At 40.0% G+C, this 14,246-nt stretch carries 9 protein-coding genes; 4 read left to right on the forward strand and 5 right to left on the reverse strand.

Annotation, left to right across the window (positions count from 1 at the left end):
• Window positions 1–46 precede the first annotated feature (46 nt).
• The gene (locus tag OCK74_RS08235; RefSeq protein WP_279296542.1) at window positions 47–1,969 is read right to left on the reverse strand and encodes a TonB-dependent receptor plug domain-containing protein; all 1,923 of its coding nucleotides are present in this window, start codon (window positions 1,967–1,969) and stop codon (window positions 47–49) included.
• A 98-nt stretch (window positions 1,970–2,067) separates the two neighbouring features.
• Between OCK74_RS08235 and OCK74_RS08240 the strand changes: the two genes are divergently transcribed.
• A complete protein-coding gene (locus tag OCK74_RS08240; RefSeq protein WP_279296543.1) occupies window positions 2,068–3,828 on the forward strand; it encodes a tetratricopeptide repeat protein in 1,761 nt (586 codons plus the stop codon).
• Between the two features lie 107 nt (window positions 3,829–3,935).
• Here OCK74_RS08240 and OCK74_RS08245 read toward each other — a convergent pair whose 3' ends face one another.
• From OCK74_RS08245 to OCK74_RS08260, 4 genes are all read right to left on the reverse strand, one after another.
• Window positions 3,936–4,985 (reverse strand): formimidoylglutamase, encoded by a 1,050-nt coding sequence (locus OCK74_RS08245; RefSeq protein ID WP_279296544.1) that lies wholly within the window; start codon window positions 4,983–4,985, stop codon window positions 3,936–3,938.
• Window positions 4,986–5,077: 92 nt separating this feature from the next.
• Window positions 5,078–7,246 carry a cation:proton antiporter gene (locus tag OCK74_RS08250; protein WP_279296545.1) on the reverse strand — a complete coding sequence of 723 codons (2,169 nt, stop codon included), beginning with the start codon at window positions 7,244–7,246 and terminating at the stop codon, window positions 5,078–5,080.
• 26 nt (window positions 7,247–7,272) lie between these two features.
• Window positions 7,273–7,854, reverse strand: a complete 582-nt coding sequence (locus OCK74_RS08255; RefSeq protein WP_279296546.1) for a hypothetical protein — start codon at window positions 7,852–7,854, stop codon at window positions 7,273–7,275.
• A gap of 565 nt (window positions 7,855–8,419) precedes the next feature.
• Window positions 8,420–9,058: a response regulator transcription factor gene (locus OCK74_RS08260; protein WP_279296547.1), complete on the reverse strand. Its 639-nt coding sequence runs from the start codon at window positions 9,056–9,058 to the stop codon at window positions 8,420–8,422.
• A gap of 454 nt (window positions 9,059–9,512) precedes the next feature.
• Here OCK74_RS08260 and OCK74_RS08265 point away from each other — a divergent pair, with 454 nt between their 5' ends.
• From OCK74_RS08265 to OCK74_RS08275, 3 genes are all read left to right on the forward strand, one after another.
• Window positions 9,513–9,980: a response regulator gene (locus tag OCK74_RS08265; protein ID WP_279296548.1), complete on the forward strand. Its 468-nt coding sequence runs from the start codon at window positions 9,513–9,515 to the stop codon at window positions 9,978–9,980.
• A 139-nt stretch (window positions 9,981–10,119) separates the two neighbouring features.
• Window positions 10,120–10,482 (forward strand): VOC family protein, encoded by a 363-nt coding sequence (locus OCK74_RS08270; protein ID WP_279296549.1) that lies wholly within the window; start codon window positions 10,120–10,122, stop codon window positions 10,480–10,482.
• Window positions 10,483–11,103: 621 nt separating this feature from the next.
• Window positions 11,104–13,872 carry a Kelch repeat-containing protein gene (locus tag OCK74_RS08275; protein ID WP_279296550.1) on the forward strand — a complete coding sequence of 923 codons (2,769 nt, stop codon included), beginning with the start codon at window positions 11,104–11,106 and terminating at the stop codon, window positions 13,870–13,872.
• Window positions 13,873–14,246: the final 374 nt, after the last annotated feature.

Here is a 14,246-nt window from a genome sequence, read left to right on the forward strand (position 1 = left end):
AACTGCTATAATCAGCAGCCGTATCCCTTTTTAACTAACTAAGGTTTTATTTAGAGAACGCTACTTTCAACCCACCCATGAACCAGCGGCCGGGCATTTGAGATCCTAGTAGGTCACTATAGTTTCGATCGAAAAGATTATCTACTTCAACAAAGACACTCAATTTATTTTTCAGAATTGATGCATCAGCTTTGATGTTTGCTACAAAATAATCACTTGTCACATTAGCATGAATGGCTGGTAATGTTTGCGGTTGCCTCTTTTTATAAATTCCATTGATACCAAAACTAAACCTGTCAATTGTATAAATGAAGTTGTAATTAGCTAAGAAAGATGCATGAGAGGAAATATAGAAAGAAGGGGTAGCCTCACTGCTTTTCGAATCCAGCCAAATTAAGCCAACAGTTGAATAAATTGATTCATTGGCTGATAAAGGTTTACTGAATTGAATGTCTGTTTCAAATCCTTTTGTCGTTACTTCAGAAATATTCTTTGCCAAAGCATAGATTCCGTTTGGAACCAGGTTAGTTTTACGAGGCATTTCACTGTAAGGAGTTGTTACATAATCAATCAAATCATCCTGGTTACGTTGAAACCAGGATGCAGAAAATTTGAGATGGTCAGTTGCCAACAGGTCAGCACCCAGTTCATATGAAAAAGAAGTTTCTGCTGTAAGGTCGGGGTTACCAATGCTTCCGCTTATTACAACTGGCTTGTTGTAATTATTATATCTTTCTGTGAAATCTGCCTGACGTATGGTTTTGCCAGCACTTCCTCTTAATTGTAATTTGTGGATTCTGTAGGACAGGTTCATTTGTGGTACCCATTCTGTTCCACCACGTTCATCCCAATCTAAACGCAAGGCCGGGTTCATGGTGAAGTTTTGACCTATAGATTGGTTCAATGCCACAAAGCCTGCAACCTGTTTCACTGTATGATTTCCCCTGTCGTTGGATTTAATATTCTTATTTTGAAACTGGGCACCACTTACTAAAGAAGTTTGAGAGCCAAATTGATGTTCATGTACCAGCAATGCCTGTAACAGTTTCGACTTACTATTGTTTGGCGTTGTACCAGGTCTGAAGAGGTATTCATCCTCAACACCTTTATATCCAAGGCTTAAAGAAAGTTTATCGCTATTTTTACTATAAGCCAGGCGCATTTGATTCCAGAATGTCTGTACTTTTTCTGAAGCCGTATCTGATGCAAAACGGGTGTAGAAATTTTGTGCCGCAAAATCCCTGCTGTCGTAAGAACTGCGTAGGCCAAGTTGCCAGTTTTGATTGATCAGGTGGTTTGCAGATACAGAAACAGTATTGTTGTGAAAGAAACCCTTGGTACCTCTTTGTGGTTGACCATCAGAATTATTGGAAAGAATGCCACCGCTCACGGCTGTTTTGCCATTACTGTAAAATGCGCCTGCATTTGCATTTAATAATTTGTATTCCCCTGCTGTAACCTGGGCTGTCGCTTCTTTCTTAGTCTTTTGTGCTGCTGCAAATGATTTGGTAATGATATGGATCACACCACCCACAGCTTCGGAACCATAGATAGCTGATGAGGCGCCTTTCAGGACTTCGATGCGTTCAATTTCTGATGGAGCGATGGGAATATAAGAAGTAAAGTGGCCGGTATTGGGATCGTTCAGGCGAATACCATCAATGACTACCAATACCTGTTGGAAAGTGCCCCCGCGTAATACAATATCACTTTGAGAGCCTTGAGGACCACGGGCCTGGATCTCAACCCCAGGAATATATCGGAGCAATTCATCTATTGAATGAACAGGGAGTTTAGAAAACTGCTCACCTTTAAGGATTACAATGTTTCTGCCTGTTTTGGAAACTTTGATTGGATTGATAGAAGCAGTTATCGTTACGGGGTCCAGCTCTACTTCAGCTTCTTGCGCATAAGTAGAAATGCCTGATAATAAACCACATAGGATAAAGGATCTCATTAAAATCTGCATAACGCTTGCTTTTTGGTGGCGCAAATATAGGGAGACCAAAATTGGAGCGAAAAATGGCAAAAGGATTTTGTATCTTATATTACAAAAACCCCTCAACCATGAAACGACTGTTTCTATTTGGCGCAATTGTACTAGCTGCCTTGATTGCTATCTCTTTCATTTCCAACCAAAAGGCTATAAATACTGATCTCAATTCTTTTAAAGCCAGAAATATAGTTCGCTGTTCGCCTGACTGGGATTACGTGAATACGATTTTAGAGGATGCAGATATACCACCAATGCCGGGTGCCGGCAAATATCATTGGAAACTAAGGACAACTAATGATAGTGCGCAGTTTTATTTTAACCAGGGTATCAATATGTACTATGGTTTTCACATTATTGAAGCCCTGGCATCATTTCAAAAAGCTGCAAAGTTCGATCCCCAAAATCCAATGTTGTGGTGGGCACAGGCTTTGGCTTATGGACCTAATATTAATGATGTTGGGTACAAAGCCAACGTAGAAGCATATAACGCTGCCCTGAAGGCAAAAGAATTAATGCAAAATGTCCAGCCTTTTGAGCAACTCCTGATAGAAGCAATGACAACCCGTTATAGTGAAGATTCAACGATATCAAGAGAAAAGTTGAACCAGGCTTATGTCGATGGCATGCAAAAGGCATTTCGGCAATATCAAAACAATATAGATGTAGCTACCTTGTATGCTGATGCTATGATGCTGCAACATCCTTGGGATCTGTGGTTTAACAATGGAAAGCCAAAAACATGGACGCCTGTGATCCGAAGTGTGTTAGAAGGGGTTTTGCGAAAAAATCCCGAGCATCCCGGGGCTAATCATTATTATATCCATGTGATGGAAGCTTCTCCAGAAGCGGCCAAGGCATTACCTAGTGCAGATCGTCTAGGTTCCCTGACTCCTGGCCTTGCGCACATGGTACACATGCCTTCACACATTTACTTGCGTACAGGCAATTTTAAAAAAGGAAGTCAAATCAATGAAGAGGCCATTGCACAATTCCAAAAGTACAGTAGCTTGTTTCCTGCTGTACAGGAAAATATTTTTATTTATCTATTGCATAACCGGCACATGCAGGTGAATTGTGCATTACTGGCTGGCAGGTATGAATATGCGAAGAAAGCAGCAGAAGAACTCCGACAGGGAATTGATACTTCTTATTTATCCCTGGATGCGCCTATGGGTGCGGCTGTCCAATATATTTATATGACACCTGTTTTATTGGATGTGCATTTTGGAAAGTGGGAAAATATATTGCAATTACCTCAACCCAAGGAAAGCCATCTTTATGCCATGATCTTACATTCATTTGCCAGGGGAATGGCATTTGCCGGGCAGAATAAACTCCAGGATGCTCATCATGAGTTCAGCCGGCTTCAACAATTGATGAAGGATTCGTCACTGAAAATACCCTTTGGTGCGTTTTCTTCTGCTTACGATGGGGCTGTGGTAGCCGGGAATATATTGCAAGGCTCAATTGCTTTGAAAGAAAAGAAATATACTGAAGCGAACTCTTTCTTTGATAAGGCCGTAAAGGCTGAAGAAAATATGGTTTATAATGAACCAAGGGACTGGATCCTGAATCCAAAGCAATATGCAGGCATGGCATACCTGGCTGCCGGGCAATGGGAAAAAGCTGAAGAAATATTCCGGAATGATTTACATGTTAACGATCAGAATGTGTGGGCTCTGAATGGGCTTAGGCTGTCATTAGAAAAACAAAATAAGAATTCTGAAGCTAAAAAGATTGTGGAAAATTTGGAGATCGCTTATAAGGAAGGAAGACTGGAACTGCCCCATAAAGGAATGCAGAATGGTGAAGTATTATTTACTGATTACTAATCATTTAGTATCCATTACTGATTATTGAAAACTAAAAAGTTATGAGGTTAGATACAATCATAACCTAATTATCAATAATCAGTAATGAATCACTCTTCTTTCCCAGTTTACGCAAGCATTTTGATAAAATCACTAACAAGGTAGCTCACCAGCTTTCCTGTTCCTTCATCTGTTCTACCATTGATCCTTGTTGCACCTTCACAGATATGCAGGTAACATGCTTTTGCATTAACAGCACAAAGATTAATGTATTGCCTTGCATGTAAAGGAGTGATACCGCATGGGGTATATGCGCTGCTTAATACATTTTCTATGGAATCCAGATCCAATTCAATACCTGTAAAATTATCTCCTGTAAATTCTATTGCATGGGAAACAGCCTGCCGGAATGTTCTTTTTTCATGTATAAAGATGTCTTCGTAAGTGATGCAATCCATAAATGGATTATTCACCAGGTCGACCCATACATTTTGAGGCAGATAGTTTTCGTGTATGCCTAACGCACAGTACTTTTGCAGAAAGCCATCTTCTTCAGCGTAGCGGAAAGCATTGCCGCTGTGACGGCCTTCCGTAGGGCGGTAGTCACTATGGGCATCCAGGTTAATACAATTGATTTGCGGAATCGGTATGTATTGCAGCTTGTTCAAACCTTTGGCAGCACCTTTGATCAATGGATAGGCATTGTTGTGACCGCCTCCGATGATAACAGGTATTTTATCATGCGCGACAATGGCCTTAACCAATAGTTCCACTTCTTCATCTATGGTGTTTACTGCATGCCTGTAAGCTTCAATTCTTTCAGAAGAGTCTTGTGCATTTTTATCAATGAGCTCTTTAAGGTCAGAGAAGTCGAAGTTGCCCAGGATGGCTATATTGTCACCTTCTAAAAAGTCATTGCTTTGAATGTTTAAGAAATAGGTCAAAAAATGTTCCCAGCAGCTACTGGTGCCTGCAGAACCCTCATTAGCGAGCACACCTATGTCTTCAGGTATGCCAATGATGACAAAACGGGCGGAAATTTGCTCCAGTGCTTCAGGTAAGGCAAGGCCACTGGACAAGGTTTGCACGGTTTCGCCCATTTTTGTTTCAAATTTCCTCAATTTGGTCAGGTTAAGAATATGCTGTTTTTGATAGGGTTTGAAATGTTTCACGTTCATAGTTCAATTTTAGGTTCGGAAAACGGATTATTAAAATCCAATTTTTCAAATGGCATTCAAATTCAGGCGAGAAGATAGGATTTTATTGACTTTTACCTTCCTTTTTTATTCAGGAGTTTTTTCAGTAAGCTACCAGCTCTATTTACTACACTTATTTTGTCAGAAATCGTTTCCAATAAAGTACTGTCTGCCTGTTCGATATCCTCCAAATTGAGACCTACTTCGAGTTGTTTTGGATATAGAATGATAAAACTGGATGTATCAAAGTAACTTGTCAGAAAATAGGGAAGCTTTTCCAGTTGGGAAATATAGGAGACGTGTCCCTTTCGGGATGATATAATTACGAAAAGGTCATTTTGTTTTACTTCGCGTCCTAAAATCAGGAAGTCGTCCCAATTGCTAAACTGAATGAAAGTGGCTTTGATTGGACGTCCGCTCCGGTGGAATTGGCTATCCAATTCTTTCAGAGTGGCCGGATGAGCATAAAATACGATTGACAAACCTGCTTCTTTCGCAATGCCAAACAATTTGTTATTCCAGTGAACAAAGCCTGGCTCAAATTCTGCTCTTGGCGGAACCACGACAATCATGCGCTTTAAGGTATTGAACGGTTGAGCAGATTTATAGATATAAAGCGTTTCCATGGTTCCTTTCAGAATACGCTCTGTTGTTGGTCCCAGGAAGTATTTTTGGTCTGCATGCTGGTGCAGGCCTATTAAAACGTCGGTGATGTTTTGTTCCTTGATTGAGTAAATGATCCCATTGCTGATGTTCATATCAAATCTGGTGAGCGGAATGATGGTACTCTCTGTTGCTGCTGCATGCATTACTGCTTTTTCCATCATTTTCCTACCAGTGGCATTTGCTTTATCAGGGTCAGTTTCATCGCTAATGATGTGTAAAGCATAAATGGAAATATCGCTCTTTTTAGGCTTCAACATTAGTCCCAGGTCCACCAATTCGGTTACAGTTTCCGGATAAGCTAGGGAAATCATGATCTTTTGATCAGTAGATTTCTCTTCCAGCTCACCGCTTTCTTCCTGCAAGGCCAGGTTACGGGATGCTTTCTCTACAACAAATGAACTGATGGCACAACTCACTAAGATTAGGAGGATGGTACCGTTCAGTACATCTTCGCTTAACAGTCTTATCGGTTCACCATTTCCTGTTTCACCAATGATAGTATTGTAACCGACTAATATGATAGCGAGGGTAGCTGCCGCATGTGAAGTACTTAATCCAAAGATCATTTTGCCTTCATCTTTACTAAGATTAAAAAGCTTTGCAGTAAGTACTGCTGCCAGGTATTTTGTAGCCACAGCAACAACAACAATTACTCCTGCTACCTTCAAAGCTCCAAAGCCCTTAACCAGTACCGAAACGTCAACCAGCATACCAACACTGATCAGAAAGAAGGGAATAAACAATGCATTGCCCACAAAATCAATCCGGTTCATCAAAGGAGAGGAGTGAGGAATGAACTTGTTGAGAACCAGCCCGGAGAAAAAAGCTCCTATGATCGCTTCTATACCAGCTACTTCAGCAAGAAATGATGACATAAAGACAATAGCAAGTACGAAAATGTATTGAGAAACACTGTCTTCAAACTGCTTGAAAAACCAACGGATTATAAAGGGAAAACCAAAAAACACGATGGCAACAAATATTACGGAGGAGACGCCCAGTTTTATCCAAAATGTATTTGTCACTTCTTCTTTTGTCATTCCTACTATGGCCGCTAATATCAGTAAAGCTAATATATCTGTGATCATGGTGCCGCCTATGGTAAGTGTGACTGCTCTGTTGCGAGCAACACCATACCTGCTGGCAATTGGATAGGATACCAATGTATGAGTTGAAAACATACTGGCCAGGAGAATGGAAGACAATATGCCATATCCTAATAAATAATAGCTGGCCAGTGCACCCAAAATCAATGGAAAGAGAAAGGTGACAAGGCCAAAAAAAAGTATTTTGTTCCGATTCTTTTTGAACTCAGTCAGGTCGATCTCTAGTCCGGCAAGGAACATAATATACAAGAGGCCTACTGTGCCAAAAAGAACGATACTGCTATCGCGACTTAAAAGATTTAATCCATAAGGACCAACGATTACTCCAGCTACGATCAGGCCTATGATATGTGGCACCTTGATCTTGTTGAGCAAAATAGGTGCAAACAGTATGATAAATAATACAAGAGAAAATATGATAACTGGATTTTTAAACGGTAATGAAAAATCCAGATCTGATAGTAAATACATAACAATCCATTGAAATTAAAAGAGACTTATTGCTTCTCCATTTCCACTGCATATATAATTTTGCAGTTTTCTGGTCCCCTCGTTATTTCTCGGCGCCCTTCTAACCTTTTTTTTGCTGTTTGTTCCAGTCTTACAATCATGTTTGTCACCTTATTCGTTTCCGTGTTGCTTTGCTGAAAGGTCATTTCTATTGAGTTACTGGTTGAAGTGCCAGAGTAAATGCGAACAACTTTCGCATCATCAATCACTTTTGCAATTGTTGCATTATTTTGGTAAGAGATATCCCACTGTTCAGTTTTAACATCCCCCACAGCGGAACCTGGGCAGGATGTTTCAATACAATGCATTTGTACAGTCCATAAACCAACAAATTCAGGATTAATAAAAACGGTGTCGGTAGGTACATTTATGTGTAAACTATCCAGGCTTTGGGATCGTCTGAGTAATTCCTCTTCCTTTAACTGCAGGGCATTTTCTTTTAAAAATAATTCCTGTTCTTTTTGATTAAGCTCATTTTCTTTTTGGGTAAGGATTTGTTCTCTCTTTCGAATATCGCAACTACATGTGAGTAAACTAAATAGGAAGAGCGTAATGATCACTGACTTCATATGTTCAAGTTTATTCTTGTTAGATCCTTTTACTCCTTAAAAATATCTATGAATCTAAGTTAAAATTATTGATAAGAATAATAAACCCCTGTAAAAACAGGGGCTTAACAACCAAAACTAACTGTAAAAGAAAATCCTTTTAATTTAAATGGTTATTTTTCATAGGTCATCTTCATAAAGTAAGAAATTGGGTTTTTCAAAGGTTGATGTTTTCATAGAACTATAGATCATTCTTTCCGCCATCTGAGGAAGTTCCTTTTTTTGCAGAGGTTGCATTATTTGTTGAAGCGCTTTTTTCCAGGATCGAAATGTATTTGTCTGCATCTTTATTTTCCGGATCTAACGTTTTCAGCTTCCTGAAATAATTAAATGAGTATTATCACATTTTAAAAATGGCAAAATAGACCGCTATGGTTAAGTTCGCATTAGGAAGGTATTAGAATTCAATTAGAATGGATTATAGAAGTCTTAGAGTGGAAGCTTTTGGCTTATTATCTGGAGTATTTCTTTCATTTCTGATGTACCAACAAAGAATAAAGTACTGCATGAGTGTATGAGATTTGATTCATACTCCCATCTTATTATTTATATAATTGACCAAGGCTGCAGTCTTTTTAAGATTCAATTTTTTTAAAATGTTGTAACGGTGTACTTCCACTGTTTTAATTGTAATGTTTAAGGCGAATGCTATTTCCCTGGAAGAATAACCTTTTTTAAGGTAATTAATTATTTCCATCTCACGGGTCGATAAAGAATTAAAATCGGCTTTTCCTTCCTTTTCAGTTATCAACTGTTCTGATAACTTATTTTTAATTTCACCACAGACGTATTTCTGACCATTAAGAATGGTGAGAATTGCTCTGGTCATTTCATTAACAGATGAATTTTTGGTTACATATCCCAAAGCCCCTTTTTGCATTATTTTTCGGGCATAACTAGGTTGGGTGTGGAGAGAGACGGCAAGGATTTTTGCTGAAGGAGCTGCTTTCCTGATCTGTTCGGTTGCCTCAATGCCATTCATGCCAGGGAGATTGATATCCATTAGGATGACATCCGGATCAAGCTGCTTTACAAGTTCAATAGCTTCTTCTCCGTTCCCTGCTTCTGCTATCACATGAAAAAGAGGGTTTGTATTGAAATAGGTGGTCCATGCCTCTCTTATTAAAGTATGGTCATCAACAATCATGATAGTGATAGTTTCCATAGTATTTCTTCTGGTTGAATACTTGATCTGAAAGGCATTCTTTGATAGGTTATGCAACAAGGCTTTATATCAGTTACTAAGGAAACTGCTCCATTCAGTACATTTTGGTTTGTGAGGATAAATGCTTTCAAACAAAAGGTTCATCATCACAAGACTATATGTTAAGCCTGTAAAAATGATGCAAATGTTAACACGATTACGGGATTGCAAATGTCCTGAAGACGGTTTTTTCAAAAAATAAGTAAAAAGGGTTAATTACTGCTTAGTGAGTTACCTAAAATATTCACTATCAATGAGAATGAAGTTTTATGTGAATATTCAGGCAGGTGGTAATTCCAACTGATAAGCATTCTAAAATTCATATTATTCATTACCCGCATACCCTTAAAGAATATTATCAAAAAGATAAATAACTTGCAGTACCAAAGTATAATGGGAAAATGTAAAGTTTTAATTGAAAGATCATCTATTAAATAAAGCAATGGCGAACTCCAGACCTATAGTTATTTTAGAAGACGATGAAGATGATCAGGAGCTTATTGAAGAAGCAATAAGGGAAATTGGTTTCAAGAATAAGATCATTTTTTTTAAAGATGGTGAAGAAGGGGTAGAATACCTTAGAATGGCCAAGGAACTGCCATTTATTATTATTAGTGACCTTAAAATGCCAAGGATGGATGGTCTTGAGTTTAAAATTTGCATTGATCAGGACCAGAGCCTGCGGCAAAAAATGATACCTTTTGTCTTTTTAACCACTTCGACCGATATAACTGTTTTTAAAAGAGTAAACTCCCAAACAACAATTCTAGGCTATTTTGTAAAACCTAATAACTATCATGATCTCAAATACACGATCAAAACAATATTAGATTATTGGGGTGCACAAGAATCTTTCTCAATGCATTTTGAAAACCAAAGATGATCTGATTTGCTTAGAAGAAGATTTATAAAATTTTATTTATTTCAGATTCTACTTCCTTCCTGTTTACCTTACCGATGCTGCATTCTTACATGCACTCCAACAATACTTCAAAACATTCAATAATTTAATAACTAAAACGATGAAGCATAAAGCAATTTCGATCCGGCCATTCATAGGGGCTAAGGATTTTGAACTGTCACGGAGCTTTTACCAGGACTTAGGTTTTCAGGAAAGTATATTAACCCAAAACATGTCATATTTTAAAACGGATGGATTAGGGTTTTATTTGCAAGATGCATACGTTCAGGATTGGATTGATAATTCAATGATTTTTTTGGAAGTTGAAGATGTCGGTCTTTTTTGGAAAGAACTTTTGGCTTTAGACTTGACTTCCAAATATAGTAGTGTGATACTAACCCCTATTAGGACTTACGATTGGGGGAGGGAGTGTTTTCTTCACGACCCGTCCGGAATCCTTTGGCACTTTGGAGAATTTAAATAAGGTATTTACGTTGGCTACAATTGGCGCATTATGACTGTCATGGTGAACATTTGATATATGCAGTATTGGGCAGAATATTGTTATTCAGTTTTTATTTCCATTTAATAAGTTGATCTTTTTTTGGGTATTTAGAAAATTACTTTTGCAGCATACTTGGCTAGCGTAAAGGAGTCAGTGCTGATAGTGTATAGAGGAGAAGTTATTAATCTTTGCAAGTATTTGTGAATGGGAATACAGGTCTGGTCCCATGGAACAAGGTCGGAGTTTGGTAAAGTTCTAAGCTGTTGGTGAACATAGTTTACAGTTGCAGACTGGTGCTAAGTTGAGCTAATGGGAAAAATAATAAATCATAGTTTGATAAAATAAATATTCATAATATATAATTTGTTTTGATATTTAGCTTTAACTTTAAAATATACCATCCTCTATCCATGAAGTACGCTTTCCTTTATCCTTCGAATGTACACCTTCCATTATCCCTTGCTTTTTGCTTTAATCACTGACACTCAGTTTTTACTGCTGAAGAAGTTTTTTTTACTCTTAAATGCTAAGACTATGAAATTGGGCTCTACATTTTTTAACCCTTCTCTATCTTTTCGCCTACCAATAACCTGGTTACTGGTGGTTCTGATTATGTTGAACAGCTTTGGGGCTGCTAAGGCACAAACGGACTGTCCGCCCATCAGCACCTTGCCCTGTGGCAGTGTGCAAGTGAGCCTGCCAGTGAGCCTGTCCTTCAACAGCTCTGTGGCTGGAACCATCAGCGATAAAAATGGAGCCGGCACCGGCTTTACCATGGTAGATGCCTACAGCGGTACCCGCCTCTCCCAGGATGGTAGCCCCTCCAATGCCAGTGTGCCCGGCTATGAAGCCGCCCAGCTCACCCTAGCCAGCGGCCGCCTGCAAGTCCTTACCAACAAAGGCATTGCCTACCTCACCAACAATAACCAGATCAATGCCCTGGGGATCAAAGTAGACAGCCGGGGCCTATTGCGCCTGGAAACCACCCTCATCAACCCCTTCAATGGCACCTTAAGCCAGCAGGCCGGCCTGTGGTTTGGCCTGGGGGACAAGACCTTTGTAAAGCTGTCGGTTTCTGCCAACAAGGTGGAGTTGCGCCGCGAGCTCAATGACCTCTCCAGTACGGTGAGCGGTACCACCAACCCGGACCAAAGGATTACAGGGGCCATCACCAACCTGAACACCATGACGGTGCGCTTACGCCTGGTGGTCGATCCCACTGCCAATATGGCCGAAGGGTTTTATTCCACCGATGGGGTCAGTTATGTGAATGTGGGGGCGGCCTACAGCACCAAGACTGTATCGATTGCAGGGATGGGGCTGACCAGCAGTACGGCCTATGCGGGTATCTTTGCCACCCACCGCAATGCCACCACAGCCGTAACTTATAGTTTTGAGGATTTTAATATCGCTCAGCCCAATGCCGGCAATACGGCTCCGGTCTTTTCCCCTACCAGCTACAGCTATTCACTGCAGGATGATGCAGCTGTGGGCAGTGTGGTAGGGCCGGTGAGTGCCAGTGATGCCAATGGGGATGCCCTCAGCTATTCCATAGTGTCGGGCAATACCAATGGGGCTTTTTCCATCAATGCAGCAACGGGTGAGATAACAGTTTCGAAATTTTTAAGCTACCACGCTCAGGATAGCTATTCTTTAACGGTTCGGGCGACTGATGACGGCGGTCTTTCAGACCAGGCCAGTGTTGCAATAAATGTCACAATGGGAACTACTGTGCCTACCTTTACTACTATTGGCTGGGGTACTGTTGCCAGCCAGCCATTTCCAGTTTATGAGTCTCAGGGAGAAGTAGTGAACGGTAAGCTTTACACTTTTAGTGGCTTCGACAATGATAAAATAACGCAATTTGGACAATACACTCCAACGAATCGTGCCTATGTATATAATCCGGTAACAAATACATGGGCGAGTATTGCCTCAATGCCACCAATGAACGGTACTAACCGTGGAGGTGTTACACATGCAGGATTTACAACTGATGCAAATGATATATACTTTTCTGGTGGCTATACATCCAATCTGGCGGGAACAGGACAAATTTTTGGAACTAAAGAGGTTTGGAAATATATAGTTGCCGAAAACCGTTATGTGCGCTTACCTGATTTGCCAAAAGCTTTGGCATCTGGGCAGTTGGATTACCTGGACGGTAAACTTCATCATGTTGGCGGTTTTCCAGGCAACCCAAATACAACCACTGCTCTTGGTGACCATTATGTACTTGATTTAGATAATATAGCCGCAGGCTGGAAGATATTAGCACCAGTTCCTAACCCACGTAACCATCCAGGTTCAACTGTCTATGGGAGCAAAATTTACTTTATAGGAGGGCAATACGGTAACGATCATACGTCTGTACCACAGAAAGATGTACATGTCTATGATCCCGAAACAAACACCTGGACAAAGTTAGCAGATTTGCCTGTCCCTAGTGGCACTACAGGCAGGGCCCATATTTCGTCTGCAGTGATTGTATTAGGAAATAGAATTTTAGTAATAGGAGGTGAAACTTCTCATACTGTTTTCTCTAATATGGTATCTGCATATACACCTGCAACGAATACCTGGCAAAATCTTACGTCTTTTCCAAAAGCCATAGCTGGAGGTGTTGCTGGTAATTTAGGTGGTAACATTTACTACACGGGTGGATGGAATTCAAAAACTACCTATAAAGGAACACCAGGAGCGGTAACCACCCAGCAGGTAACAACTTTCACTCTCATTAATGCCGATACAGAGCAGCCTATTCAAACACTTACCAATGGAAGTACGCTAAACCTTGCGACCCTGCCTAGTCGAAACCTGAATATTAGGGCTAATACCAATCCAGCAACCGTAGGCAGTGTGGTGTTTGCCTTAAGTGGCACACAGACGAAAAATGTTACAGAAAGCCGAGCCCCTTATGCGCTCTTTGGTGATAACAACAGCGGGGATTATTATGGCTGGACTCCGGCCACAGGCTCGTATACGCTAAAGGCTACACCTTTTACATCTACTGGTGGCGCTGGTACTGCAGGTACTTCATTAACAGTAGGATTTACTGTGATGGATCAGGCTGCAACTACATCAACAATTTCTGAAGGTCAAACAATTAGTCATTTGAAGTTGTACCCTAACCCAGGTAAGAGTGAAGAAGTTCGCATAGAGGTTCTAAATCTTGGCAGGGAGGAACATGTAAAAATGAGTCTGGTAAATATTAGTGGACAGCTTGTTGAAGTGAAACACCTTATGACCAATTCACAAGGTAGTATAAGCACTTTCCTTTCAACAGAAAAGACGCTGCGGCCAGGCGTATATCTGATCCAGGTGGAATCATCAAAGGGTAAATTGCAGCATAAATTTATTGTGAAATAGTTACCTTACTATTTAGTCAATTGATATAAAAAAACAGCGGCGAGAATGAAAACTCTACACCGCTGTTGTCGAACTATATAGGGATACATAGGGTTGCAACGGCGGGTACATCAGTAATCCATAGGAATTTATTACATCTGTTCAATTTTCAAATTAATTAAAACAGGATTCCTTTTTCACATATGGAATACCATGCCAGAATGAATGATTTTTTGAAAGTATTATTGGGTCGACAATGAATAAAACCTTCGTTAAATAAAAGGCCGATGTATAAATACCTGCCGAATGCTTGATTTAACAGATTATAATCAAGTGAGTTAGAACAAATTTTTAACGGGTTTCAGATAATATCTTATGGAAGCATGGATATGATA

The organism is Paraflavisolibacter caeni, from assembly GCF_025628885.1.
Lineage (GTDB): Bacteria > Bacteroidota > Bacteroidia > Chitinophagales > Chitinophagaceae > Flavisolibacter > Flavisolibacter caeni.